This is a genomic window from Microbispora hainanensis (assembly GCF_036186745.1).
Taxonomy (GTDB): Bacteria; Actinomycetota; Actinomycetes; order Streptosporangiales; family Streptosporangiaceae; genus Microbispora.
Map to the genome: position 1 here is coordinate 4299701 of NZ_CP108086.1, position 24625 is coordinate 4324325.

At 72.4% G+C, this 24625-nt stretch carries 22 protein-coding genes, 1 tRNA gene and 1 riboswitch; of the genes, 6 read left to right on the plus strand and 17 right to left on the minus strand.

Features of this window, described 5'->3' with window-relative positions; translation table 11 throughout:
• Nucleotides 1–51 precede the first annotated feature (51 nt).
• Nucleotides 52–1005, minus strand: coding sequence for an alpha/beta hydrolase (locus OHB01_RS20175; protein ID WP_328855808.1), 954 nt, complete (start codon nucleotides 1003–1005; stop codon nucleotides 52–54).
• An 85-nt stretch (nucleotides 1006–1090) separates the two neighbouring features.
• Here OHB01_RS20175 and OHB01_RS20180 point away from each other — a divergent pair, with 85 nt between their 5' ends.
• Nucleotides 1091–1714, plus strand: a complete 624-nt coding sequence (locus OHB01_RS20180; protein ID WP_168065836.1) for a TetR/AcrR family transcriptional regulator — start codon at nucleotides 1091–1093, stop codon at nucleotides 1712–1714.
• A 214-nt stretch (nucleotides 1715–1928) separates the two neighbouring features.
• Here OHB01_RS20180 and OHB01_RS20185 read toward each other — a convergent pair whose 3' ends face one another.
• From OHB01_RS20185 to OHB01_RS20200, 4 genes are all read right to left on the minus strand, one after another.
• Nucleotides 1929–4418 (minus strand): ABC transporter permease, encoded by a 2490-nt coding sequence (locus OHB01_RS20185; RefSeq protein WP_142647098.1) that lies wholly within the window; start codon nucleotides 4416–4418, stop codon nucleotides 1929–1931.
• 3 nt (nucleotides 4419–4421) lie between these two features.
• A complete protein-coding gene (locus OHB01_RS20190) occupies nucleotides 4422–5165 on the minus strand; it encodes an ABC transporter ATP-binding protein (protein WP_328855809.1) in 744 nt (247 codons plus the stop codon).
• 113 nt (nucleotides 5166–5278) lie between these two features.
• Nucleotides 5279–5944 (minus strand): response regulator transcription factor, encoded by a 666-nt coding sequence (locus OHB01_RS20195; protein ID WP_221889898.1) that lies wholly within the window; start codon nucleotides 5942–5944, stop codon nucleotides 5279–5281.
• 272 nt (nucleotides 5945–6216) lie between these two features.
• A complete protein-coding gene (locus tag OHB01_RS20200) occupies nucleotides 6217–7398 on the minus strand; it encodes a sensor histidine kinase (RefSeq protein WP_260617200.1) in 1182 nt (393 codons plus the stop codon).
• A gap of 787 nt (nucleotides 7399–8185) precedes the next feature.
• On the opposite strand from OHB01_RS20200, the gene OHB01_RS20205 reads away from it, so the two are divergent.
• Nucleotides 8186–8431 (plus strand): hypothetical protein, encoded by a 246-nt coding sequence (locus OHB01_RS20205; protein WP_142647095.1) that lies wholly within the window; start codon nucleotides 8186–8188, stop codon nucleotides 8429–8431.
• A gap of 352 nt (nucleotides 8432–8783) precedes the next feature.
• On the opposite strand, the gene OHB01_RS20210 is transcribed toward OHB01_RS20205, so the two are convergent.
• Both OHB01_RS20210 and bcp read right to left on the minus strand, forming a co-directional pair.
• Nucleotides 8784–8857: transfer RNA gene (locus tag OHB01_RS20210), tRNA-Leu, on the minus strand.
• Between the two features lie 528 nt (nucleotides 8858–9385).
• The gene (gene bcp / locus OHB01_RS20215; protein ID WP_147944468.1) at nucleotides 9386–9853 is read right to left on the minus strand and encodes a thioredoxin-dependent thiol peroxidase; all 468 of its coding nucleotides are present in this window, start codon (nucleotides 9851–9853) and stop codon (nucleotides 9386–9388) included.
• Nucleotides 9854–9988: 135 nt separating this feature from the next.
• Between bcp and OHB01_RS20220 the strand changes: the two genes are divergently transcribed.
• Nucleotides 9989–10318 (plus strand): DUF3618 domain-containing protein, encoded by a 330-nt coding sequence (locus OHB01_RS20220; protein WP_142647093.1) that lies wholly within the window; start codon nucleotides 9989–9991, stop codon nucleotides 10316–10318.
• A 121-nt stretch (nucleotides 10319–10439) separates the two neighbouring features.
• On the opposite strand, the gene OHB01_RS20225 is transcribed toward OHB01_RS20220, so the two are convergent.
• Nucleotides 10440–11615: an amino acid deaminase/aldolase gene (locus OHB01_RS20225; RefSeq protein WP_142647092.1), complete on the minus strand. Its 1176-nt coding sequence runs from the start codon at nucleotides 11613–11615 to the stop codon at nucleotides 10440–10442.
• A gap of 201 nt (nucleotides 11616–11816) precedes the next feature.
• On the opposite strand from OHB01_RS20225, the gene OHB01_RS20230 reads away from it, so the two are divergent.
• Complete coding sequence (locus OHB01_RS20230; protein WP_328710775.1) at nucleotides 11817–12545, plus strand: DUF6286 domain-containing protein; 729 nt, start codon at nucleotides 11817–11819, stop codon at nucleotides 12543–12545.
• A gap of 1 nt (nucleotide 12546) precedes the next feature.
• Nucleotides 12547–13038, plus strand: a complete 492-nt coding sequence (locus tag OHB01_RS20235; RefSeq protein WP_328855810.1) for a hypothetical protein — start codon at nucleotides 12547–12549, stop codon at nucleotides 13036–13038.
• On the opposite strand, the gene OHB01_RS20240 is transcribed toward OHB01_RS20235, so the two are convergent.
• Complete coding sequence (locus tag OHB01_RS20240) at nucleotides 12967–14394, minus strand: hypothetical protein (RefSeq protein ID WP_142647089.1); 1428 nt, start codon at nucleotides 14392–14394, stop codon at nucleotides 12967–12969. The genes OHB01_RS20235 and OHB01_RS20240 overlap by 72 nt on opposite strands.
• Nucleotides 14395–14446: 52 nt before the next feature.
• On the opposite strand from OHB01_RS20240, the gene OHB01_RS20245 reads away from it, so the two are divergent.
• On the plus strand, nucleotides 14447–14578 hold the full coding sequence (locus OHB01_RS20245) for a hypothetical protein (RefSeq protein ID WP_260617199.1): 132 nt from the start codon (nucleotides 14447–14449) through the stop codon (nucleotides 14576–14578).
• Here the strand turns inward: OHB01_RS20245 and OHB01_RS20250 are convergent.
• The 8 genes from OHB01_RS20250 to OHB01_RS20285 all read right to left on the minus strand — a co-directional run bounded on the left by OHB01_RS20250 (nucleotide 14565) and on the right by OHB01_RS20285 (nucleotide 24623).
• Nucleotides 14565–15938 carry an L-serine ammonia-lyase gene (locus OHB01_RS20250; protein WP_142647088.1) on the minus strand — a complete coding sequence of 458 codons (1374 nt, stop codon included), beginning with the start codon at nucleotides 15936–15938 and terminating at the stop codon, nucleotides 14565–14567. The two genes, OHB01_RS20245 and OHB01_RS20250, sit on opposite strands and share 14 nt — an antisense overlap.
• Before the next feature lie 25 nt (nucleotides 15939–15963).
• The gene (gene gcvH / locus OHB01_RS20255) at nucleotides 15964–16356 is read right to left on the minus strand and encodes a glycine cleavage system protein GcvH (RefSeq protein ID WP_142647087.1); all 393 of its coding nucleotides are present in this window, start codon (nucleotides 16354–16356) and stop codon (nucleotides 15964–15966) included.
• Nucleotides 16353–17444, minus strand: coding sequence for a glycine cleavage system aminomethyltransferase GcvT (gene gcvT / locus OHB01_RS20260; RefSeq protein WP_328710772.1), 1092 nt, complete (start codon nucleotides 17442–17444; stop codon nucleotides 16353–16355). Before gcvT ends, gcvH begins: the two co-directional genes overlap by 4 nt.
• A gap of 138 nt (nucleotides 17445–17582) precedes the next feature.
• A riboswitch (glycine riboswitch) is annotated at nucleotides 17583–17680 on the minus strand.
• 98 nt (nucleotides 17681–17778) lie between these two features.
• A complete protein-coding gene (locus OHB01_RS20265; protein WP_142647085.1) occupies nucleotides 17779–18717 on the minus strand; it encodes an AfsR/SARP family transcriptional regulator in 939 nt (312 codons plus the stop codon).
• A gap of 246 nt (nucleotides 18718–18963) precedes the next feature.
• The gene (locus tag OHB01_RS20270; protein ID WP_328855811.1) at nucleotides 18964–20295 is read right to left on the minus strand and encodes a TIGR04500 family putative peptide maturation system protein; all 1332 of its coding nucleotides are present in this window, start codon (nucleotides 20293–20295) and stop codon (nucleotides 18964–18966) included.
• A gap of 74 nt (nucleotides 20296–20369) precedes the next feature.
• Nucleotides 20370–21335: an MvdC/MvdD family ATP grasp protein gene (locus OHB01_RS20275; RefSeq protein WP_260617198.1), complete on the minus strand. Its 966-nt coding sequence runs from the start codon at nucleotides 21333–21335 to the stop codon at nucleotides 20370–20372.
• Nucleotides 21336–21742: 407 nt separating this feature from the next.
• On the minus strand, nucleotides 21743–23842 hold the full coding sequence (locus OHB01_RS20280) for a peptidase domain-containing ABC transporter (RefSeq protein ID WP_328855812.1): 2100 nt from the start codon (nucleotides 23840–23842) through the stop codon (nucleotides 21743–21745).
• Between the two features lie 91 nt (nucleotides 23843–23933).
• Entirely contained in the window at nucleotides 23934–24623 is a 690-nt protein-coding gene (locus tag OHB01_RS20285) for a gamma-glutamyl-gamma-aminobutyrate hydrolase family protein (protein WP_142647081.1), read from the minus strand.
• Between the last annotated feature and the right edge of the window lie 2 nt (nucleotides 24624–24625).

The following is a 24625-nucleotide window of genomic DNA, read 5'->3' on the forward strand; positions in this document are numbered from 1 at the left end:
CGACGCCTGCGGCCCGTGCGGCGAGCACGGGCCCTGCGGCGGCGACGGCGGTCAGGGACGGTCGTGGAGCGCGTCGTCCGCGTCGAGCCGTTCGATGAAGCCGAGGACCCGGGCGGCGACCCGCTCGGGGAACTCGCCGTTGAGGGCGTGGGAGGCGTCCGGCCACAGCTCGACCGTGCCGTGGGCGAGCAGCCGGCGGGCGCGTTCCGCGGCCCTGCCCGGATTGTGGATGATGCTGCGCCCGGCGATCACGGCGAGGGCCGGCACGCCGACCGCGGCGACCTCCTCGTCCGAGGGGTACGTCGGCGGGGGGAGGAATGCGGCGAACTCCCGCATCCCGGCGGAGATCAGGGCGGCGACCGGCTCGTCGCCGGATATGTCGGCTCCGCCGGAGATCCAGCCCAGCAGCCGCCTGCGCCACGGCTCGGGGAGCGGCCCCACCGCTCCCAGCGAGACGGCGACCGCCTTCCAGGTGATCCGGCCGAACAGGCAGGCGGGATCGAGCAGGCTCAGGGAGGCGACCTTCTCCGGGGCGTGCATGGCGAGCCGGAAGGCGGTCCACCCGCCGATCGACACTCCCAGGAGGTGCGTACGGTCGAGGCCGAGCCCGGCCAGGAGTTCCGCGAGCCACACGCCGTGGTCGGCCGCGCTCGCGAACGGCCTGCTCTGCACCGAGAGGCCGGGCTCGCCGAGCAGGTCGATCGCGTAGACGACGCGGCCGGAGGCGCGGAGGCCGGCGAGGTTCGGCGCCCACATCGGGGTGGACGCGGTGCGTCCCGGCAGCAGGAGGAGCGGCGTTCCGGCATCGGCGCCGTCCGCGCCGAAGCGGTAGGCGCGGACCGTGCCGAAGCCGGTCGGCACATCCCGGACCTCGTCACACGGCGGGAGGCCGGCCATGGCCCGGTCATACGCCCGCCGGTAGCGCGCGTAGGCCGGCGCGTCCCGGAAGTGCCCGAGGCGGCGCCGGCGGAACTGCGCTCCGATGTTGGGCCGCACCTCGTTCACGTACGGATCCTCCGCTCACCTTGGCAGTACGATCGTATTGCATCACTATCACAATACGTTCGTATCGCGAAAGAGGGAGCGGGCCGTGCCGAAGCAGGTCGACCACGCGGCCCGGCGGGAGGAGATCGCCCAGGCCGCGCTGCGGCTGTGCGCGCGAGACGGCCTGGCCGGAGTGACCATAGGGCAGGTGGCACAGGAGGCCGGCGTCTCCAAAGGGCTTGTGCAGCACTACTTCGCCGGGAAGGCCGATCTGCTGCGCGCCAGCGCCCAGGTCCTGAGGGGAGAGATCGAGCGCCAGGTTCGCGATGCCGTACGGGACGCTCACGGCCCTGCGGAAACGCTGCGGTGCGTGCTGCTCGCGATCGTCGAGCTGGGCGTGACAGCCGTGGTCCCGCTGCTCGCCGGGCACGCGTTCCTGAGCATGGCCGTCGCCGACCCGGAGATCCGCGCCCTCTATCGTGCCGGCGGTGACGGCGTCCATCGCGAGATCGCCGCGCTGCTGGCGGCCGCCGGCCCGGCCCCGGACGTCGATCCCGGCGCGGAGGCCCACGCACTGCTCGGTCTCGCGCGTGGCCTCGCCGACGGCGTGCTGCTCGGGGAACTCGGCGTCGACGCCGCGGCCGCGATCGTCGACCATCACCTCGGCCGGATCCTGCCCGGGGCCCGGGCCCGCTCCGACGATCCTTCCCCGTCGCGGGTCTCCGGGTGACGACCAGCGTCGGGTGTCGGTCGTCGGTCGTCGGGCATCGTGTGGCCGGAGACGGCGTGCGTGCCCGGCCCCGCCGCCCGGGTCACCCGCTCGCCCGGGTCACCCGCTCGCCCGGGTCACCCGCTCGCGCGGGCGGCCCGGGTCACCGCCGTACCGGCCCGGGCGACCGCTGTTCCGGTCCGGACGGCACTGGTGAGCGGCGGGGGAGCGGTGGTCAGGAGGCGGCCAGCGCTCCGACGACCGAGGCCCGGGCGGCACGGCGGGCGGGCAGCAGCGCGGCGAGCACTCCGGCCAGGCCGGAGGCGGCGATGAAGAGCAGGATCTGCCCGATCGGCAGCTCGAAGGAGACGTCCGTCGTGAACGCCGTCGTCGCCGCCCAGCCGTACGCGGTGCCGAGCACGACGCCGACGATCGCACCGACCAGGCCGAGGACCAGCGCCTCGACCGAGAGCATGCCCCGTAGCTGCGGCCGGGTCAGGCCGAGGGCGCGCAGCAGTGCGGACTCGCGGGTGCGTTCGTGGACCGAGAGCGACAGCGTGTTCGCGATGCCGAGCAGGGAGATCACGATCGCCAGGGCGAGCAGCCCGGTGACGACCATGAGGATCGAGTCGAGCGCCTCGTCGAACTGGCCGCGGATCTCGGTGGTGCTGCCGACCTTGACCGCCGGGTAGGCCGCCGTCGCGGCGTCCACGATCGTGCGCGCCCGTTGGGGGTCCACCCCGTCCGCGGTGTTCACCAGGACCTGCGCGTCGTCCACCCTGCCGAAGTGCCGCTCGAAACTCTGCTCGGCCATGGTGATCGACGGCAGCATCGACACGTCGGACTTCAGCACCGCCACGATCTTGAGCGGGGTGCTCTTTCCCTTCGACGTGACCGTCACGGTGTCACCGACCTTTGCGCCGAGATCCCGGGCCACGTCGTCGGCCACCGCGACGTCGCCCACGCCGAAGCCGTCCATGGTGCCGGACGACGCCTCCGGCTTGATGGCGGTGCCGATGGACGACTGGGTGACCGTGCCCACCTTGTAGTCGTGGCCGTTCACCTTGGCCTTCTCCCCGCGGAACTCGGTCACCGTGGCCAGGTCGCGGTTCGCGCGCAGCGTGTCGGCGATCGAGCGGGGGATCGTGCCCGTCTGCGAGGACAGGATGTAGTCGGCGGGGAACTGCTGGTCGAGCCGGCCGCTCACGGTGGTCCGCATCGTGGAGGTCAGGACCGCCATGAACGTCATCAGCGTCACGCCGACCGTCAGGGCCACCGTCGTGGTCGCCGCCCGCTTGGGGTTGCGCCGCGCGTTGTCCACGGCGAGCCGTCCCGGCACGCCGAACAGCCGCGCCGGCACCCAGCCGGCCAGCCCGCTCAGCGGCCGTACGATCACCGGGCCGAGGATGAGCACCGCGAAGAACACGAGCACGCCGCCCGCCATGACCGTCAGCAGTGCCGCCTGGCTCGGCTCCTGCAGCACGCCCGCCACGGTGAGGCCGACCCCGGCCAGCACGAACAGGGCGGAGGCGACCATCCGGACGACCCCGGTGCGGAAGGTGTGCTCCTCGACCTGCGTGCGCAGCGCCGCGACGGGCGGCACGCGGGTGGCCTGGCGCGCCGGGAGCAGGGCGGCGGCCATCGTCATGACGGTGCCGGTGCACATGCCGACGACGATCGTCTGCGGGGACAGGCTCACGGTGCCCGTGGGGATGTCCGTCCCGACGGCCCGCAGCACGGCGACCGCGGCGGCCCCGAGGCCGAGGCCCGTCAGCAGGCCGAGCACCGACGACACCAGGCCGACCACGGCCGACTCCAGCACGATCGAGCCGAAGACCTGCCGCTTGGTCGCGCCGATGCAGCGCAGCAGCGCCATCTCGCGCATCCGCTGCGCGACCAGGATGCTGAAGGTGTTGTAGATGACGAGCGCGGCGACGAGCAGCGCGACCGCGCCGAACAGCAACAGGCCCAGCCGGAAGGAGGACGTGTCCACATGGTTGCGCTGGGCCACCTCGTCGGCGCGTTCCCGCCCGGTGACGACCTTCGCCTCGCCCGTCGCCGCCGCGACGGCCGTACGCAGGCTCTCCTGCGAGGGGCCCGAGGAGAGGACGTCGATCTCGGTGAAGCCCTTGGCGCCGGTGACGCGCCGAGCCGTGCCGGGGGTGAACGCGACCGCGCCCCGGTAGGCGAGCTCCTGGTCGAGGCCCACGTCGAAGACGCCGACGAGGCGGAACTCCTGCCGCTTGCCGGCATGGTCGAGCACCGCGATGGTGGCCCCGGGCGTGAACCCCTGCGTCTTGGCGGTGTTCTCGTCGAGCACCGCCTCGTCGGCGGCAGAGGGGGCCCTGCCGGAGGTGATCTTGATGCGGCTCGCCGGGATCGACACCCCGGCCGTGGGGTAGTCCCCCACGACCTTGCCGTCCTTGCCGATGAGCGGCACGTCCCCGGACACCATGGGCTGCGCATCCTTGACGCCCGGCACCGCCTTGATCGCCGCGAGCGCGCTCTCCGGCAGGTTCTCGTCTGGCCCGGCGCCGTCCTTGGGCGTCACCACCACATCCACCTTGTCGGCGTCCGCGGCGAACGACTGGGCGAACCCGGCGTCGATGGTGTCGGTGAGCACGAACGTGCCCGCGATGAAGCCGACCCCGAGCACGATCGCCAGAGAGGTGAGCACCAGGCGCAGGCGGTGCGCCAGGAGCCCGGCGAGGGTGGTCCGGAACACGGCTCAGGCCTCCAGCGCCATCAGCGTGTCGAGCACGGCCTGCGGCGTCGGCCGATCGACCTCGCTCACCAGCAACCCGTCACGCAGGAAGACCACCCGGTCGGCGTACGACGCCGCCACCGGGTCATGGGTCACCATCACGATCGTCTGCCCGAGTTCGCGTACGGACCTGCGCAGGAACGCCAGCACCTCGGCGCCGCTGCGTGAGTCGAGATTGCCGGTCGGCTCGTCGGCGAAGATCACCTGAGGCTTGCTGATGAGCGCCCGCGACACGGCGACGCGCTGCTGCTGGCCGCCCGACAGCTCGTTCGGCTTGTGCCTGAGCCGGTCACGCAGGCCGACCGTCTCGATCACGCGGTCGAACAACGCCTGGTCGGCCTGACGGCCCGCGATCTCCAGGGGCAGCCGGATGTTCTGCTCGGCCGTCAGCGTCGGCAGCAGGTTGAACGCCTGGAAGATGAACCCCACACGCTCGCGCCGCAGGAGCGTGAGCTGCTTGTCGTTCAGACCGGTGATCTCGACGTCGCCGATGCTCACCCGCCCGTCCGTCACGGTGTCCAATCCGGCCAGGCAGTGCATCAGGGTGGATTTGCCGGAGCCGGACGGCCCCATGATCGCGGTGAACGCCTCCGCGGCGAAGGCGACGTCGATGCCGCGCAGCGCGTGCACCGCCGCGTCGCCCTCGCCGTACACCTTTGTCAGTCCACGCGCGACGACCGCGGTGCGGACCTGGGTTGTCGTAGTCATGCCGCCACGCTATGGCCGTGATCAGGGCGTTTCCTCGGCCTCGCGGACGTTCTCGGCGTGCGGCCCCGGTACGGGCCCGCTGGGACGTGTGCGACTGGTGAGGTAGTCCGGCCTCAGCCCCGCGGATGATCGGGGGACACTACGCCCGTCTCGTACGCGTAGACGACCACCTGGGCCCGGTCGCGCAACCCCAGCTTGGCGAGGATGCGGCCGAGATGGGTCTTCACCGTCGCCTCCGCGAGATGCAGCCGCGCCGCGATCTCGGAGTTCGACAGGCCGCGGGCCACGTGGACCATCACCTCACGCTCCCGCGCCGTCAGCACGCCCGAGTCCTCCCGCCGCGCGTCCCCCTCCGGCAGGAGCACGGCGAAGCGGTCGAGCAGACGGCGGGTCGTGCTCGGCGCGACCACCGCGTCGCCGGAGTGGACCGACCGGATCGCGCTGATCAGCTCGGCCGGCGGCACGTCCTTCAGCAGGAACCCCGCCGCGCCCGCCTTGATCGCGGCGAACGCGTACTCGTCGAGGTCGAACGTCGTGAGGATCAGCACCTTGGGGCCGTCGGGCGCCGCGCAGATCACGCGGGCCGCCTCCACGCCGTCCATCCGCGGCATGCGGACGTCCATGAGGACCACGTCGGCCTCGACGGCGCGCAGCGCCTCGACGGCCGCCAAGCCGTCCGCCGCCTCGCCCACGACCTCGATGTCCGGCTGCGCCCCGAGGACCATCCGGAACCCGGTCCGCACCAGCTCCTGGTCGTCCACCAGCATGACGCGTATCACTGCCGCTCCGTTCCGCTCGTCATCGCCGCGATCCCCGCAACCGTACGCGGCCGGGAGACGGCCGGGTCACCACGGTCCGGGACCTGCCGTTCATCACGGGTTGGGGCCGGCCGGCCGCTTCGGCCGGGGGACCGCCGGGCGTCCCGGCCGGGTCACCACGGTCCGGGACCTGCCGTTCATCACGGGTTGGGGCCGGCCGGCCGCTTCGGCCGGGGGACCGCCGGGCGTCCCGGCCGGGGGCCGGCTGGGCGTTGGGCCGGGAGCCGGCCGGGTCACGCGGCCACCCCGACGGGAATGCGGGCGACCACCCGGAACCCGCCGCCCATGCGCGGGGCGGCCTCGACGCTGCCGCCGTACATCGCCGCCCTCTCCCGCATGCCGATCAGCCCGTGCCCGCCGACCATGCGCGGTGCGGCCGCGCCCCTGCCGTCGTCGCTGATCCTCAGCTCGATCTCACGCCTGCCGTACGTCACCTCGACCCAGGCCCGAGTGCCCGGGCCGCCGTGCTTGAGCGCGTTCGTCAGCGCCTCCTGCACGATCCGGTAGACGGCGAGCTGCTCGCCCTCCGGCAGGCTCCGCGCGGTGCCGGACACGGTGAACTCGGTCGGCAACCCCGAGGCCCTGACCTGCTCGATCAGGTCGCCGAGCTGGGCGACGCCGGGCTGCGGAGCGTACTCCTCCGCCGGGCTGCCAGCGTCGTGCCGCAGCACGCCCACCAGCCTGCGCATCTCGGCGAGCGCCTGCCGCCCGGTCGCCGAGATCGCCTGCATCGCGCGCCGGGCCTGCTCGGGGTCGCTGTCGATGGCGTATCCCGCGCCGTCGGCCTGGACGACCATCACGCTGACGTTGTGGGCGACCACGTCGTGCAGTTCGCGGGCGATGCGGGCGCGCTCGGCCGCGGCGGCGATGCGCGCCTGCTGGTCGCGCTCCCGCTCGGCCCGCTCGGCACGTTCGACCAGGCTCTCCACATAGCGGCGGCGCGTGTTGGTGTAGATCCCGGCGAGCCAGACGGCGACGATGAACGCCGAAGACGAGACCCATGCCCGCCCGGCCTCGAGAGACCAGCGCAGCATCGCCAGCAGCAGCCCGAACTCGGCGACCGCACCGGCGGCCAGCGCCCACAGGAGTGTGGAGCGCGCGACGACGTTGTACAGCGCGACGAGCACCGCGATGTTGGCGGGCAGGACGATGACGCCGAGCAGCCACTGGACGAAGCTGACGGCGGAGACCACCGCGAAGACCTCACGGGGATGGTCGCGGCGCCACGTCAGCGGAACGATGAGCGCGGCCGACAACAGCAGCAGCCAGGGCACGCCGACCTCACGTGCCCCCATAGCGCTGGCTCGGCTGAACACTTCGACGGTGATCAGGCTCAACAGCGCCAGCGGGGAGACCGTGAGCGAGTCCACGAGCTTGCTGTGGCGCCGGGTCCAGGCGCGCAGTCTGCCGAACACGTACCCAACCATATGTATCGGCTGCTCAGGAGGGTCTCACCCTTGCGGCGGATCCGGTGGTACGACTCAGGTCGCAGCCGCCTGCCGCGTTTACGCCGTTCTTACGGATCTCGGCGCATTCTTGTCCTCGGGAGCGCTTCTGTGAAGCGGGTCAAGGGAGATTTGGATGGCGGATCAGGACGCGGGGTCGCGCGGCGCAGGGGACGAGCCGCGCGGCCCGCGCCCGGAGCCGGAGACGGGGCCGGCCCGGCCGAGTGAGCCGACCACGACCAGCGGACCGGCCGGACCCGCCGGGCCGACCGCGCCTCTGCCACCTGGGAACACTCCCACGACGCCCTGGACCAGCCCGGCCGGCTCGCCCGGAGGCGCGGGGCCGGGATCGCCACGGACCGGGAACACGCCCGGAGGTGCGGGGCCAGGCTCACCTGGGATCGGCCTGGGAAACACGCCCGGAGGCGGGGCAGGCGCGGCCGGCACCAGTCCGGGAAACGTCGGGCCGGGACCGGCGTGGACCGGCCCGGGGAACGTGGGGCCGGGATCGCCTTGGACCGGGCCTGGGGGCAGGCCCGGCGCGACGGGACCGTACGCGACCTGGGCAGGCTCCGCAGCCCCTGGTGGCCCCGGGCAGGGAGGCGTCGGCGCGCCCCCGACCGGCAGCGGGTATGCCTTCGGCCCCGGCGGCGCGGGATGGAACGCCCCGGGCTGGCACGACCCGCGGCCGCGGGTCGCCTCGGCCCCGCGGCCCGGCATCGGCACGCGCCTGGCGGCCCGGCTGCCCCGCGGACACGTGGGGCAACTCGTCGCCGTCGGCGTCGCGTCGGCGATCGTCGGAGCGCTCCTCGGCGGTGGCGTCGTCGCCATCACCGGCATGATCTGGGACCGGTCGCACGCGGGGACGACCTGGATCGGCGGAGACGACCGGCAGCGGTTCTTCCCCCGCGGCTTCGGCCAGGACGTGCCGCAGGGCCAGAACGGCCTGCCTCCCTGGTGCAGGCAGACCGACGCCGGAGTGCGCTGCCAGGCGCCCGGCTGAGAGCTCGCGTTTCGTCTTCCCGATAGGCGCGTGCCGGCGGAGGGGCCGGCGCGCGCCTACGGGTCTTCCCCGCATCGGCGCCGTCGGTATCGAACTTCCATGGCGGTTGCCGGAGAGCCCGTGGTCGGCGCCGTAACCTCTTGCCGCGCCTGCGCGCATCCCCATCACGGCCACTCCCGCTCACTCTGAGCGCGGAGCAGCGCGATCGCCGTGTGCCGCCGCGAACCGATCGAGGAAGTCGAGGTCGTCCGCCGTGACCATCACGGCCATTCTCGCGGGCGCTCTCCGCCGGTCGAAATAATCGCCGCCTTCGACGGTATTCGGCGTGCCGCTGTTTTCATTTGATTTGTTGTGGGGCCGGCGGGATTCGAACCCGCACTGTACGGCACCTAAAGCCGCGGTCTCCTGCCGTTGGACTACGGCCCCTTTTCCTCTTCCCTTTCCTGCGAAGTTCTCCGTCTGAGAATGGCAGTTCGGGCAGAGAAATCTCAGATTGTCTTTTCTGTTGTCCAGCCAGTTTCCGTTGATGTGCTCGATGTGCAATGTCAACGGCCGACCTTGCCAAGTGCCGCCTATCTTACAGTCTGCGCAGCGGTAGGGAACTCCCACTTCGCGAAGCGCCCGGCGAAGCTTCGTCGGCTTCTCGCGGGTGGCACCCGGGTGGTTCAGGACCAGCACCTGCGCCGGAAGGCTCCGCCGTGGTGACGCCTGCCCCCGCCTGTGGGCCTGGCCGAGGAAGTGGGATGTGTCGATGCCGAAGTGCTTGAGGCGGCGGCTGATGTGGGCGTGGGCGCCGCCCGACCAGGGGATGCCGAGATAGCGCAGCACGTCGGCGATGCTGGTCGCGCCGGCCGCCGCGTCGGCGAGCAGCTCGGGGGTGTATTTGTACTTCGCCATGCCCCGGAATTTATCGGCCGCGACCGACAATTCCGGGAGTGTGGCGAAAGGGATATCTCAGGAAATTCCCAGCTCTTTGGTGAGTCGGGCGACATGGCCGGTGGCCTTCACGTTGTAGAGGGCCTTCTCGACCTTTCCGTCCGGGTCGATGATGAAAGTGGAGCGGATGACGCCCATCACCGTCTTGCCGTAGTTCGTCTTCTCGCCGTACGCGCCGTACGCCTTGTGCACGTCGAGGCCGGTGTCGGACAGCAGCGGGAAGGTGAGCGCGTCACGCTCACGGAACTGCCGCAGCTTGGCGGGCTTGTCCTTGGAGACGCCCAGCACCACGTAGCCCTGCTCGGTCAGCGCGCCGAGGTTGTCGCGGAAGTCGCAGGCCTGCTTGGTGCATCCGGGGGTCATCGCCGCCGGGTAGAAGTAGAGGATGACCCGCTTGCCGCGGAACGACTCCAGCGAGACCTCGTTTTCGTCGGCGTCGGTCAGGGTGAAGTCCGGCGCGGGGTCGCCGGGCTGGAGCTTGCTCATCACGTCCTCCGGAAAAAGGTGACCCGCGGCGATCGGCGGGCAAGCGTCAACCAAACTACCGGCTCAGCCGCTGTGCGGGGCGACCGCCGGACCTGGCAGACTGATCACACACGAATACCACAGGAGGGGGATCGCATGGCGGACACCGATCCCGATGCGCTGGAACGGAAGATCGAGCGCACGCGGGCGGAACTCGCTCGCACGGTCGACGCCATCGCGGACCGGGTGAGCCCGAAGCGGGTCGCGGGGCGCGGCGTCGCGAAGGCGAAGGCCAACGCGCGCGACTTCGTCACGTCGATGGGGGACATGGTCCTGGGGCCGCGCACGTACGCCCCGGCCGACGGCGAGGGCGAGGAGCCCGCGGAGTACGAGGCGCCCGACATCGCTCCGGTGCTGATCGGGATCGGCGTGGTCGTCGTCGTGGGCGCGGCCATCGTGCTGCTGCGCCGCCGCCGATCTCGCTGAAACGCCGCTGGGCCGCCGGCCCACGGCGGACCGCTGAGACGCCGCGTGGCCACGCCGCCGTGACGGGTTCACGGCGGCGTTCGCGTTCCCCGGCCGTGTCCGGAACCATCGAGACCGGCGGTCAGAGGAAGGTTTTGCCCTCGCCGCGATAGGTCGGGACCTCCTCGGTCACCCGATCGCCCTCGACCAGGTGCAGACCGGCGAAGCGTTCGCACAGCTCCCCGGCCTTCGCGTGGCGGAACCAGACGCGGTCGCCCAGACGGAGGTCGGCGGCGGCCTCGCCCAGTAGCGGCGTCTGCACCTCACCCGCCCCCTCGTCCGGGTGATAGCGAAGCCCCGCCGGCAGGTACGGCTGGGGCAGCCGGGTGGGCCCGGGGGACCCGGAGGCGGGGTAGCCCCCGCCGAGCACGGTCGCGACGTCCGGAGCCGGCTTGCGCACGACCGGCAGGGCGAACAGCGCCGCCGGACGGCCGGTGAAGCCCCGATAGAAGTCGAACAGCCGGGGATGGAAGAACCCCGAGCCCGCCGCGACCTCGGTGATCGCCCGCTCGGCGGCGGTCTTCTCGATGCTTCCCGTCCCGCCGCCGTTGACGAACTCCAGGTCGGTGACCTGGCGTACGGCCTGCACGATCCGGCCGCGCCGCACGACCAGCTCGCGGCGCGACCGTTCCTGCATCCACCGCACCGCGCGGCCGTACGGCCCCGGAACGTCGTCGCCCACCCCGGCGATCTGGGCCTCGTACGCCATGAGCCCGGTCAGCCGCACCCCGGGGCGCTTGACGATGTGCGCGGCGATCTCGGCGGCCTGCTCGGGCTCGCGGATCGGCGACCGCAGCGCGCCCGCACGGAACGCGCCGCCGAAGGCCACGAACCCGGCGTCGATGTCCAGGCACACCCGGATCCGGTGGGGGAGGCGCAGGCTCTCGATGAGGTCGAGGTGCTCGGGCGAGTCGATCACGACGGTGATCTCCCGCGCGGCGATTTCGTCCGTCCCCAGGGCGCGCAGCGCGGTCCTGTCGGCCGTGGGATAGGCCACGAGCACGTCCCGCAGGCCGGTGGAGACCAGCCACAGCGCCTCGGGCAGCGTGAAGGCCATGATGCCCGAGACGCCGTCCATGCCCAGGATGCGTTCGAGCACGGCCCGGCAGCGGATCGACTTGCTGGCCACCCGGATCGGCTTGCCCCGGGCGCGGCGCACCATGGAGGCCGCGTTCGACCGGAGCGCGTCCATGTCGAGGACCGCGAAGGGCGGCTCAAGGTGGGCCGTCGCCTGGTCGAGGCGCTGTCGGTCGTCCATGGGCGCAGCCTAATACGGCACCGCCGGGAAATACATGAGCGCCGTTCACGTTAACCGTGCCCGGGCAAAATCTCCGCCGTGGAGCGTTCATGATCGCGCAAGGCCGCGGGTGACCCGCCCGTCCCGCCGGTGCTCCGTGTACCCATGGTGAGGTGACTACCGGGCGGGCCCGGCACGGTGAGCGGGAAGGGTGAACGGCTGATGAGCGTCGTGCAGGGAATCCTGGCGGGTTCGTCGGCGAGGAGCGCCGACGGCGACGCCGAAGGCTCCGACGACGCCGGACAAGGCTTCGGATACGGCTTCGGATACGGCTCCGGAGGCGCCGAGAGCGCGGGCGGCGGCGACGGCGTCAGGGGCGCGGGAAGCGACACCGGCGGCGGACGCGCCGCGGCGGGCCGGAACGCCACGCGCCTCCTCCTGCCGGGCCGGACCCCGGCCGCCGTCGTGGTCGCCACCGTGATCGCCCTGCTCGGCTGGGTGTGCACCGCCGTGGTCGTCGCCGTCATGCTCGGCATGTCCCTCGACTGGCGGCTGCCGCCCCGGCTGATGAACCTCACGACGTCGGACCCCGCCGTTCCCGCCGCCGGGGCCGGCATGATCGTCTGCGGTCTGGGGCTGGTGGCCCTCGCGCTCGTTCCCGGCCGTCCCCGGCTCATGCCCCTGGCCTGCTCGGACCCGCTGCTCGCGATGGGCCTGACCCGCTCCGGGCTGCGCCGTACGCTCGCCGCCTCGGCCCGCGAGGTCGAGCACGTGCGGCGGGCCGACGTCCACATCCTCCGCAGGCGGATCGAGGTCGCCGTGGTGGCCGACGCCGACACGACCGGCGCCCTGCTCCGCGAGGTCGGCGCGGCGGTCGGCGACCGGCTGTCGGGCCTCGGCGTCCGGTCCCGCCACGAGGTGGTCGTACGGCTGCGCAGGAGAGGGGGCTGACATGCGTCCGCGATGGGGGAACCGCATCGGGCTCCTGCTGGTGGGCGTCGCGCTCGTCGCGGGAGGCTTCGGCCTGCTGACCGCCGTACGCCGGCGGCCCGGCGTGACCCTGATCGACGCGAGCGTGGCCGACGGGAGCGTCGTCGACGGGAAGCCGTGGGCGCTGCCCCTGCTGGCCGGGGCGGCGATGGTGCTCGCCCTGGTCGCGACCCGCTGGCTCTTCATGGCGCTCGGCTGGGGCCGGGTCGGCACCCGCACCGGCGCCGGCATCGCCATGCTCGGCGTGGCGTTGAAGGGGATCGACGGGATCGGCCGCATCTCGGTCAGGCTCGTGCGCGACGGCAGGGTGCGGGTGACGGTGTCGCTCCGGCGGTCGGCCGACCTGCGGCAGGTGATCAGGCGGCTGGACGAGTCGGCGGTCTCACGCGTTCGCCGCGCGGTCGGCCGCGACGACGCGCTTGCGGTCGTTCGCCTGCACGTCCGCCGCCGCTGACCGGCCCTGCCTGCGCCACGGCGCGGGCGTCGCGCCCGTGCCGATGGCAAGCCCGGCGGCCAGGCAGGCGAGCGGCACGACCGGCACCACATAGCGGTGGTCGAAGGCGGCGATCAGGGGCGGCAGCAGGAGCAGGGCCGCCGCCGCGGTCCAGGGCAGCAGCGCCGTCCACCGCCGGGCGACCAGCCCGGCGAGCCCGGCCAGCAGGATCACCGCCAGCAGCGGCCCCCGCAGGAAGCCCTGCTCCTGATAGGCGCGCAGCAGGCCCGCGAACGGCTCCACTACCTTGGTGTCCCCGGAGCTTCCCTGGTAGGCGGTGGTCAGCTCGCCCGCCGTACGGCCGGCGGAGGCCACCTTGGACGTGAACGGCTTCACCGAGGCGGGGAAGACGTACGCGCTCTGCGGCCCGGGGGAGGGGTAGACCTTCCGGTCCCATTCGAACGCCCACATGGCGTCGTGCAGCCCGGTCATGAGGAAGTCGAGGGGCTGGCTGCGGATCGCCAGCGAGGCGAACTCGCTCGCCAGCCGGTCCTTGTCCTTCTTCACCCGCTGGATGGGCGAGTCGGCGTCCCAGATGTAGGCGGGCGCGGCCAGCCGGGGCCCCGACGGGCACAGCACCGCCAGCTCCTTCGGCGGCTCCATCACCGAGCAGTCGGCGAAGGTCATCGTGCGCGACCACAGCCACGTGCTGTTGCCGCCCAGCCCGTACGACCCGTGGGTGTCGTGGAACCAGACGGCATAGCCGCCGAGCACGGCGGACGCGGCGGCGAGCCCGGCGAGCGCGGCCTTCCATCGTCCGGCGAGCACCACCGGCAGCAGCGCCAGCGCGATCAGGGGCAGCCCGAGGGTGCGGGTGACCGTGGCGAACCCGAGCAGCAGCAGCGCCGCGACGACGGCCCACCCGCCCGGGCGGGGACGCCACAGCAGGATCGTCACGGCGGCCACGACCAGCGCGGTGAACGGCAGGTCCGCCATGACGAGGTGTTCGAGCTGGATCTGGTGGACGTCGAGAAGCACCGGCGCCGCCGCCAGCGCCGCGCCCCAGCCGGGCAGCCGGGTGCGGCGGCGCAGCAGCGCGTACACGCACACGGCCATGCCGAGACCGAGCAGATGCTGGACGATCACGACGGCGGTGACGCTGCCCAGCGGGCTCAGCGCCGCCAGGAACAGCGAGTAGCCGGACGGCCGTGAGGGCAGCGGCCGCAGGTCGAGCGCCGAGCTGAGGTAAGCGAAGGAGTCGGCCCAGAACCACAGCGCGGGCCGGTAGCCGAGCACGGCGAGCGCGCGCAGTGCGACGCCCGCCGCCAGCACGACCAGGAACGCCCGATGCGGGCGCAGCGCCTCGCGCCACCTCACGTGACGGCCCTCCTCCTCGCCGGGAAGTCACCACGATATTGGCGAGCGGCACATGCGTCACATTCGAGACGTCACCGCGCGGGCCCTCACGGACGGCGGCGTGCTCAGCGCCACCTCCGGCACCGCACCCGTCCCCGCCGCCGTGCCCGGCGGGGGCGGGGACGCGGGGATCAGCACTCGATGACGTTGACGGCGAGGCCGCCGCGCGAGGTCTCCTTGTATTTGTCGAGCATGTCCCTGCCGGTGTCGCGCATCGTCTTGATCGCCTTGTCGAGCGACACGAAGTGGCGGCCGTCGCCGCGCAGCGCGATGCGGGCGGCGGCGATGGCCTTGATCGAGGCGACGGCGTTGCGCTCGATGCACGGGATCTGGACGAGCCCGCCGATCGGGTCGCAGGTCAGGCCGAGGTTGTGCTCGATGCCGATCTCGGCGGCGTTCTCGACCTGCTCCGGCGTCCCGCCGAGCGCCTCGGTGAGGCCCGCCGCCGCCATCGAGCAGGCCGAGCCGACCTCACCCTGGCAGCCCACCTCCGCGCCGGAGATGGAGGCGTTCTCCTTGAACAGCACGCCGATCGCGCCCGCGGTGAGCAGGAAGCGGATGACGCCGTCCTCGTCGGCCCCTGGAAGGAAGCGCATGTAGTAGGACAGAACGGCCGGCACGATGCCGGCGGCGCCGTTGGTCGGCGCGGTGACGATCCGGCCGCCCGCCGCGTTCTCCTCGTTGACGGCCAGCGCGAACAGCGTGACCCAGTCCATCGCCCGCAGCGGGTCGGCGCCGTCGGCCTCGCTCTGCAGCCGCCGATGGAGCTGGTGGGCCCGTCGGCGCACCTTGAGGCCGCCCGGCAGGACGCCCTCGCGGCTGGTGCCGCGCCGTACGCACTCGGCCATCACCGCCCACAGATGCAGCAGGCTGGAGCGGATCTCCTCCTCCGTACGGCCGAAGGCCTTCTCGTTCTCCATCATCACGCCGGAGATCGACAGGCCCGTGTCGGCGCAGTGCGCGAGCAGTTCGTGCGCGGTCGTGAAGGCGTACGGCAGCACCGTGTCGTCGGGCTTGATCCGGTCGGCGCCGGTGGCGTTCTCGTCCACCACGAAGCCGCCGCCGACCGAGTAGTACACCTTCTCGCGCAGCACGGTGTCGTCGGCGTACGCCGTGAACCGCATGCCGTTCGGGTGGTGGGGCAGCGACAGTTTGCGCTCGAAGACGAGGTCCTCGCCGACCACGAACGGGATCTCGTGCACGCCGTACACCGTGACCGTGCCGCTCGCCCGCATCGCCGCCAGCCGTTCGTCGACGGTGTCGACGTCGACCAGTTCGGGCTTGTCGCCGGACAGGCCGAGCAGGACCGCCTTGTCGCTGCCGTGGCCCTTGCCGGTCAGCCCGAGCGAGCCGTACAGGATCGCCTCGATCCGGGTCACCTTCTCCAGCAGCCCGTCCTGGTGCAGCCCGCGGGCGAACCTGTGCGCCGCCGCCATCGGACCGCCCGTGTGCGAACTGGACGGTCCGATGCCCACCTTGAACAGGTCGAAGACGCTGATCGCCATTGACCGTCGCCCTTCGCGCCGTCTGTCAGGACTCGCCGGAGGTCAGCGCGGCGTACTCCGCGGCCGACAGCAGGTCGTCGGGCTCCTCCTCCACGCGCACGCGGAACAGCCAGCCCTCGCCGTACGGGTCGGAGTTGACCAGCGAGGGGTTGTCCACGACGGCGGAGTTGATCTCGACGATCTCGCCGCCGACCGGCGCGAAGATGTCGCTCACGGACTTGGTGGACTCCACCTCGCCGACCGCGTCGCCGGCCGCGATGGTCGCGCCGACCTCGGAGTGCACCTCCACGTAAACCACGTCGCCGAGCTGCTCGGCCGCGTACGCCGTGATGCCCACCGTCACGGTGCGGCCGTCCTCAAGCCCGGCCACCCACTCGTGTTCCTTGGTGTAGCTCAGGTCGTCCGGAATGGTGCTCACTTGCTCCTCCTGTAGAAAGGCAGATCGACGACGTCGACCGGTTCTTGGCTGCCCCGGATGTCCACGGCCAGGCCACCCTTCTCCAGGGCGCCCTCGTCCACGTACGCCATGGCGATCGGGCGGCCGAGGGACTGCGACGGAGCGCCGCTGGTCACCTCGCCGACGACGGCCCCCTCCCGGGTGACGGAGTAGCCGTGGCGGGGCACGCGCCTGCCGCGCGCCACCAGCCCGACCAGGCGCCGCCTGGTGCCGTACTCCGCCGCCCGCTCAAGGGCGGCCTTGCCCACGAAGTCGCCCGGCTTGTCGAAGCGGACGACCCGGCCGAGGCCCGCGTCGAACGGTGTGATCGCCGCGCTCAGCTCGTTGCCGTAGAGCGGCATGCCGGCTTCCAGACGCAGGGTGTCGCGGGCCGACAGCCCGGCGGGGACGAGCCCGGCGTCTCTGCCCGCCTCGGCGAGGGCGTTCCACAGCGGCACGGCGTGCTCGTTCAGCACGAAGAGTTCGAAGCCGTCCTCGCCGGTGTATCCGGTGCGGGCGATCAGGGCGGGCGCGCCCGCGACGATGCCGGCGACGATGGCGTAGTACTTCAGCTCGTCGAGGTCGGCGTCGGTCAGCGCGGCCAGGATCTCGGCGCTGCGCGGGCCCTGCACGGCGACCAGCGCGTACTCGTCCGACCTGTCGGTCACCTGCGCGTCGTAGCCCCGGACGCGTTCGGCGAGCTCACGGGCGACGAGGGCGTAGTTGGAGGCGTTGGCGACGACCATGTACTGGTCCTCGTCGAGGCGGTAGACGATGAGGTCGTCGAGGATGCCGCCGGTCTCGTTCACGATCATCGTGTAACGGGCGCGGCCGGGCGCGAGGACGCTGAGGTGCCCCACGAGCGCGTGGTCGAGCGCCTCGCCCGCCTGCGGGCCGACGACGAAGATCTCCCCCATGTGGGACAGGTCGAACAGGCCCGCGGCCGTGCGCACCGCGTTGTGCTCGGCCGACTCGCTGCCGTAGCGCAGGGGCATCTGCCAGCCCGCGAAGTCGGTCAGGGTCGCGCCCAGACTTTCGTGGACCCCGCGGAGCGGGGTGGATCGGGACATGCGCACCTCGGAAGGACGGATGCTGCGTTTGACTATCGGGCATCCTCCCCCTCTGTCATCGGCGCCTGAGAGCTTCGTCCGATCTTTGCCGGACTTTCACCTTCGGCGAGGCCTGACGGCCTTCTTTCCAGAGGTCACCTGGCCCGCACGGTCCTTTGCCTTGAGAGGTTCGCGGGGAGGGCTTGCTCCTTCAGGGGCCCTGACCGGATGCCAGGACGCTCTCCCGCACGGGATCACCGGTGTGCTGCAAGCCTAGTGGGTCGCCGCCATCCCCGTAACCGGCCGGATCACCTGATTTCCCCTGTCACTTCCCGGCCGTGCCATCCCGTACGGGTCAGTGGCTGGAGTCGCACGGCGGCCGATGCGCCGCGCGGAGCCGCACATGGGTGGACGGGAGGTCGTCGCCGGTGAGGATCCGCTGGTGGAGGGCCTGGGTGTCGGGGGACGGCTCGGTGCCGAGGCGGTCGACCAGGGTGCGGCGCAGCCGCTGGTAGGACGCCGAGGCGTCGTGGGTGCGGCCCGACCGGTGCAGCGCCAGCATGAGCTGCCGGTGCGGCCGTTCGCGCAGCGGGTGGCGTCTCGCCCATTGGGCCAGGCCGCCGACGATCTCGTGATGGTGCCCGAGCGCCAGCCTGACGTCGAAGAGGTCCTCGGTCACCGCGCGCCGCTCCTCGTCGAGCCGGTCGGCCCACGCGGAGAGCGCGTCCACATGCCTCATGGCGAGCAGGGCGTCGCCGCGCCACAGGCTCAGCGCGTTCTCGAACATCCGCGCCGCATTGTGGTAATCGCAATTCTCACGAGCGATTCTGCCCTGTGCCGCAAATTGGTTGAATACTTCAGCATCCACGGATGCCGGTGGCACGGAAAGAAGGTAGCCGCCCTCCACGGTGTGCAGTGGAGAAAGGTGGGGGTCGCGGGGCGACAGACGTTGCCGCATCTGCGCGATGTAGGTGGTAAGATTCCGCGCCGCCGATTTAGTGGGACGGCCATTCCACAACAGATCGATGAGCCGGTCCCGGTGGACCGCGATATTCGGATTGAGCAGGAACAACGCGAGCAGCTGCCGGTGCCTCGGGGCGAGTCCGGCGATGACATCCCCTGAGGGCTTCATGGCCAGGAACGTTCCGAGCACGGCGTATAACACGGTTCCCCTCGCACGAAAGCAGCGTGAACGCGCCGACGACGCGGCTGTGATCGCTATTTGACCATATCCCTCTCCGGCGGCGTGCGTCAAAATATATGCCGTTTCTATGTCGGCTGCCCGGGGGCCCATAAACACCGCTCCGCCCGGGCCAATGCCGGCTCCGCATGCTCCGATACGCCGATAACCCAAATGAAAGCGGTTGCAGATGCTGCTCTCGCCGGCCGTCCCCGGAGGCGGTGTGCGTGAGTGGCGTCGATTAGCCGGATGATCGGCGCGCGTACGGTGCCGCGCCCGGGCTGGCGTGAATCGAGCCCGGGGAGGGGGAATCGGGCCCGGGGAGGGGGAATCGGGCCCGGGGAGGCGCGAATATCGCGCTCAGCGGGCCGCCGTGAGGCCGTCTTCCGCCGCGGGGGCCCGCAGGGCCTGGTTGACGGCCTCGGTGCGCCGGGCGTCGCCCCACACCCACTCCACGCGGGCCTCGCGCCGCCGCCCGGCCAGCCAGTCGTCGAAGAGCCGCTGCTCGATCCCTTGCCGGGTGGCGTCGTCGAAGGTAGCGGGTCTGACCTCCACGACCTGGACGACCACGGGGTCGGGTCCGTACGGGCCGAGGACGTCGCCCGGTGCGGCGTCCGCCGCCTCCGGGCCGAGCTCGGCGCGGAACAGGCGGCGCAGCCGGGCGTCCGCGCCGTGGTCGAGCGTCTCGGCGGCGGAGGCGAGGGAGCCTGGTCCGCCGTCCCGCAGCCGGTCGGCGGCGGCCCGGGCGGCCTCCACCCGGGGATACCGCAGGAACACCGCGCACAACCGGTCGTAGGAGCGAGGGGCGGCGGCGAAAAGACTTTCGGCGCGGTCACCGGCGACCCGGCGACGAAGCCGGGCGATCCCCGCCTCCTGGGCCACGACGTCCTCCAGGCCGGCGTGGTCGAGGCCGCGTTCGGCCATCCACTCCTGGGTGGCCTCGACCGTGAGCAGCCCCCGGGCCCGCCGGAAGGCGTCGAGAGCGTCCTGCAACTCGGCGGCGGACAGGTCTGCCGGGTCGCCGGCCAGCTCCTGCGCGACCAGGGCGGCGTCGACCAGTCTGCTGGCGAGTGAGGCGTCGCTCCACAGCTCGTCCAGCACCGCCATGGCCTGCTCCATGGCGACCTCCATGCCGTTGACCCGCACGACGACCTGCTCGCCGGAGTTGCGGCTGCCCCGCAGCGGCCAGGGCAGCGCGAGGTCGGGAGCGAAGGCGATCGAGACCGTGCCGTCGCCCACCGGGAGCAGCATGTCGTAGTGACATCTGCCGCCGGGGTGGTCGCGCTGCCACACCAGGCGCATCGGCACGCCTTCGTGCTCCGCCCGCAGGCCGCCCAGCAGGAGCCTGGCCTCGGCGGGTTCCCGATCACAGATCCGGCGCAGGTACGCCAGGACATCGGTCAGCAGACGGGCAGAAGGAACAACACCACGGTGGACACCACTCTGGGCGGCGCGGTGGGCGGCACTGCCGACAGGAGTCTCGGTGGCACCAACGGCGGCAACGACGGCGGCACTCTGGGTGGCGCGGTGGGCGGCACTGCCGGCCGGAGATTCGGTGGCATCAACGGCGGCACCAAGCGGGGCACCGACGGCGGCACTCGGGGCGGCGCGATCGGCGGTGCTGCGGTCGGCACTGCGGTCGGTGCTGTGGTCGGTGTTGTGGTCGGTGTTGTGGTCGGCACTGTGCGGCATGTCGGGCTCCTCGGGGCGCGGTCGATCCCGCTCCCTCCGAGCGGGATCTGTCGGGCTGGTCGGCGGCGGGGATGTCAGGCCGGTTCGAGCAGGAGGTCGCAGAGGGCCTCGCTGATCGGCAGGCCGGTCATGTTCTCGACCCACAGCCACTGGGCGTTGGGGTTGACCTCAAGGAAGACGTGACGGTCGTCCGGTGTGACGATCAGGTCGACGGCGCCGTACAGCAGGCCGAGGCGGTCCATAAGCGCGAGGCACCGGTCGGCGATCTCCTCCTGCAACCGGTGCGGCCGATGCGGCGTGGTCCTGGTGTCGTAGTAGCGCCAGTCGAGGCTCGACCGGTTGGACGCCTGCGAGTGGATCTCGGCGGCGAAGATCCGTCGCCCGACGATGGTGACGCGCAGCTCGACGCGCTTCGGCACCATCTCCTGCACGATCACGGGGCAGAACCGCAGGCCGTCGGCGTACGCGAGGTCGCGGGGCGACACCGGCTCGGTGAGGCGCGTCGCGGTGAGGCCGCCCGCGACGCCCTCCACGAGCGGGACGTGGAAGGCCTTCGTGATGATCCGGCCGTCGTGCCGGTCGTGGAAGTCGAGGAACGACTCGGCGTCCGTGGTGATCAGTGTCTCCGGGATCGCGAACCCGAGCTCCGCGGCGAGCGCGAGCTGGGAGGACTTCTGGCCGGACCGGCGGAAGACCGACTCGCGGGCGGGCACCTGACGGCACGGCAACTGCTCCCACAGGTCGCCGAGCAGGCTCTTGCACTCCTGCACGGTGTGGGCGGCGACCGCAGGATCGGCGATCTCGGGGTGCGCCCGCGGGGGAGTCGGCCGGCGCCACCACACGGCGGACACCGTGTCGAGGTCGATCGTCTCCTTGTCGCGGCGCAGGATGCGGCGGGTGCCGAGGTCGGTGCCGTAGCCGAGGTCCAGCTTCGCGGAGACGGGGAAGTCGCCGGGGTCGAAGACGCTGACGCGCGCGCCGCGCCGGGCGAGTAGACCGCCGACCCGCTCGGCGTGCGGGTCGTCCTCGCTGGTGAGCACGAGAACGTGAGAAGAGCGCAACGGAGGGCCTTTCGACGTGCCTCAACAGACCTGAGCGCGGACGGGACGCCGGGGCGGCGCCTTCCGGAAGTGGCCCGAAACCGGACAGAACCCGAATCGACCGGGCCTGAATGGACGCGGCCTGAATGGACCGGGTGTGAACGGCCAGGGCCTTGATCGAGCGAGCCGTGCATCGGCAGGTACGGGATCGAGCGGGCCGTGGACCCACGAGGCGCAGTGCGGGGCCGTGGATCTACGGGCCAGGCGGGTAGGGACGCCACCGAGAGCCACCGGGCGCGGGCGGAGACCGCTGGCTGCCATCGGTGGCCACGTGAGCGACCTGAGCCCCGGTGCCGCACCACCGGAGCTGCCTGGCTGCCGAGGTCACCGGTGTCGCATCACCGGAGCTACCGCCGTCGCCCAGGGCCGCAGGAGCTAGTGCGGCCACGGCCGCCGCAGTCGGCGTCCCGCACGGTGCTCAGTCGGTGGGCGATGACGACGCGGGTGCCCGCGAAGCCGCGCAGGCTCTCCTCGATCGCGGCCTCGGCCACGGTGTCGAGGTGGCTCGTGGCCTCGTCGAGCAGCAGCATCCTCGGCTCCGACAGCAGGGCGCGGGCGAGCGCGAGCCGCTGGCGCTGCCCGCCCGACAGCCCGCCGCCGTCGGTGAGCAGCGTGCGGTAGCCCATCGGCATGGCCCTGATCTCCTCGTGCAGGCGGGCCGCCCGGGCCGCCCGTTCCACCTGCTCCGGGGTGGCGGAGGGGACGTTGAGCGCGATGTTGTCGAAGATCGTGCCGTGGAAGAGGACGGGCTCCTGCGGCACCACGCCGAACTGGCGGCGCAGGGCGCGGGGATCGAAGGCGGCGGCGGGCACGCCGTCGTAGCGGATCTCGCCCTCGCCGGGCGTGAGCAGCCCCAGGATCAGCCGGGCCAGGGTGGTCTTGCCGGAGCCCGAGGCACCGACCAGCGCGACCTTCTGCCCGGGGCGCACGGTGACCGTGACGTCCCGCAGGATCCACGGGCTGTCGGGGCCATAGCGGAAGCCGACGCCGTCCAGCTCGATCCGCCCGGTGAGCGTACGGGTGACCGGGGCGGCGGGAACGGGCTCGGGCTCGGCGTGCCAGACGTCGGCCAGCCGCTCCACGTGCGGCCTGACCCCTTGTACGGCCTGCAGGCCGGCGATCAGCGAGCTCAGCGGGGCGAGCGCGGCGCCGGCCAGGGCTTGCAGGGCGAGCATCCCGCCGAGCGTCAGCGTGCCGTCCGCCACCTGGCGGGCGCCCGTCCAGACGAGGGTGAGCGGGGCGGCGAACTGCAGGGCCCCGAGCAGGGCCTCCTGCATGGCCTGCGCCCGGCCGCTTCGCCCGGAACGCTCGGCGACGGTGGCGACGGCCGTCGCCCATCGGTCCGCGATCCGCGGCTCCGCGCCGGAGGCCTTGACGGTCTCGATGCCGCGCAGGCCCTCGATCAGCCTGCTCTGCAGGTCGTTGCGGGCTTCGGTCTCGCGGTGGGTCAGGTCGCCGACGCGGCGGCGGGTGAGGAGGAGCAGGCCCGCCTGGGCGAGGGCGAACGCGACCAGGCAGCCGCCGACCAGAGGGCTGCGCACGCCGATCGCGATCACGTATCCCAGGGCCAGCGGGGCCTCCAGGAAGGCGAGCGTCACCTGGTTGGTGAGGACCTCCCGGATCAGCGAGGTCGCCAGCACGCGGTTGACCAGGTCGGCGGAGCCGCGCAGGGCGAAGAACCGGTAGGGCGCCGCGAGGAGCCGTTCGCCCGTTACGCGCACCAGCTCGCCGTCCGCGCTCGCCCTGAGCGAGACCATCGCGTATCCGCGCAGCACCCGGACCAGCCCGTACGCGGCGACCAGGCCGAGCACTCCGAAGCCCGCGATGGTAAGCAGGTCGTGGTCGCCGGCCGGCAGCACCCGGTCGACGACCAGCTCGGTCAGCGCCGGGAGGGCGAAGCCGAACGCCTGCATGACGACGCTGAGCGCCACCAGCAGCGCGAGCAGCCGGCGATGGCCCGCGAAGGCGACAGAGGCGGGCCACCGCCACCAGCGGCCCCGCCGGGGGCGCGCGGTCCGCCGGAATCCGGGGCCGGGGGTGAAGACGAGCAGCACGCCGCTGTAGTCCAGGGCGAGCTCGGCGGTGGTGACGCGACGGCGGCCCGTCTCGGGATCGACGATCGTGACCCCGCCGCGCCCGTGACGCTCGACGACCACGTAGTGGTCGCCCTTCCAGTGCGCGATCGCCGGGAGCGGCGCGTGCGCCAGCCCCTCGGGAGGCAGGGAGAAGGCCCGTGCCTCCAGCCCGCGCCGCCTCGCCGCCCTGACCAGGGTGAGCGCGGAGGTGCCGTCACGGCCGGCGCCCAGCTCCTCGCCGAGCTCGCGCACCTCCACGTGGTGCCCGTACGCGCCGAGGACCATGGCGAGGCAGGCGGGGCCGCACTCGGTGGGGGTGCGCTGGTGGACGACAGGAACCCTGCTGGAAGCTGTGCCGCGATTGAGCCTCATGGTCCACGGAGTGTCGGCCGGGAGGCTTGTCCATCGCTTGTGACCGGCTTCAATCCCGCGGCCCCGAAAAGCGGTGGCGAAAAGCGGCGGCTCAGTGGCGGGCGGCGGTGACCAGGGCGTGGAACAGCGGCCCGTCCTCGTCGGCCTCCGGATGCCACTGGACGGCCAGGGCGAACGCCGCGCCCGTGACCTCGACGGCCTCGATCGTGCCGTCGTCCGAGCGGGCGGTGACCTCCAGCCCGTCCGCCAGGCGGTCGATCGCCTGGTGATGGTAGTGGGCGGGCGTGAGGTCCTCGCCGTCGTAGATCTTGGCCAACCCCGGCGAGAGCCGTACGGGAAGGCGGCCGAACGTCCCGGGCGCGGGGGAGTGGGCGGTGTGGCCGACCACGTCGGGCAGGTGCTGCTGGAGGGTGCCGCCCAGCGCCACGTTGAGCACCTGCAGGCCCCGGCAGATGCCGAGGAACGGCAGGCCGGTGCGCAGGGCGGCCTCCAACAGTCCGAACTCCGCCTCGTCGCGGAACTCCCTGACATATCCGGTCTGTTCCGCGGGCGGCGCGCCGTAGCGGGCGGGGTCGATGTCGCCCCCGCCCGCGATGATCAGCCCGTCCAGCCGTTCCACCAGCGCGGCGGGCTCCCCGGCCGGCGGCAGGATGACCGGCTGGCCGCCTGCCCGCGCGATGTGGTCGACGTACATGTACGGCAGCAGCGCCGTCGGCATGTCCCAGACGGTGAACCTCGCCGGCTCGACGTAGCAGGTCACGCCGATGACGGGACGGGCCATGG

Bases quoted from the DNA above. Each gene is read 5' to 3' on its own strand.
- OHB01_RS20245 (WP_260617199.1), top strand. From the start codon at position 14,447: ATGCGTCACATTCGAGACGTCACCGCGCGGGCCCTCACGGACGGCGGC.
- OHB01_RS20235 (WP_328855810.1), top strand. From the start codon at position 12,547: ATGCGTCCGCGATGGGGGAACCGCATCGGGCTCCTGCTGGTGGGCGTC.
- OHB01_RS20225 (WP_142647092.1), bottom strand. From the start codon at position 11,615: ATGGACGACCGACAGCGCCTCGACCAGGCGACGGCCCACCTTGAGCCG.
- OHB01_RS20285 (WP_142647081.1), bottom strand. From the start codon at position 24,623: ATGGCCCGTCCCGTCATCGGCGTGACCTGCTACGTCGAGCCGGCGAGG.
- gcvT (WP_328710772.1), bottom strand. From the start codon at position 17,444: ATGTCCCGATCCACCCCGCTCCGCGGGGTCCACGAAAGTCTGGGCGCG.
- bcp (WP_147944468.1), bottom strand. From the start codon at position 9,853: ATGAGCAAGCTCCAGCCCGGCGACCCCGCGCCGGACTTCACCCTGACC.
- OHB01_RS20270 (WP_328855811.1), bottom strand. From the start codon at position 20,295: ATGCCGCACAGTGCCGACCACAACACCGACCACAACACCGACCACAGC.
- OHB01_RS20280 (WP_328855812.1), bottom strand. From the start codon at position 23,842: ATGAGGCTCAATCGCGGCACAGCTTCCAGCAGGGTTCCTGTCGTCCAC.
- OHB01_RS20220 (WP_142647093.1), top strand. From the start codon at position 9,989: ATGGCGGACACCGATCCCGATGCGCTGGAACGGAAGATCGAGCGCACG.
- OHB01_RS20190 (WP_328855809.1), bottom strand. From the start codon at position 5,165: ATGACTACGACAACCCAGGTCCGCACCGCGGTCGTCGCGCGTGGACTG.
- OHB01_RS20265 (WP_142647085.1), bottom strand. From the start codon at position 18,717: ATGGGCCCCCGGGCAGCCGACATAGAAACGGCATATATTTTGACGCAC.
- OHB01_RS20230 (WP_328710775.1), top strand. From the start codon at position 11,817: ATGAGCGTCGTGCAGGGAATCCTGGCGGGTTCGTCGGCGAGGAGCGCC.
- OHB01_RS20250 (WP_142647088.1), bottom strand. From the start codon at position 15,938: ATGGCGATCAGCGTCTTCGACCTGTTCAAGGTGGGCATCGGACCGTCC.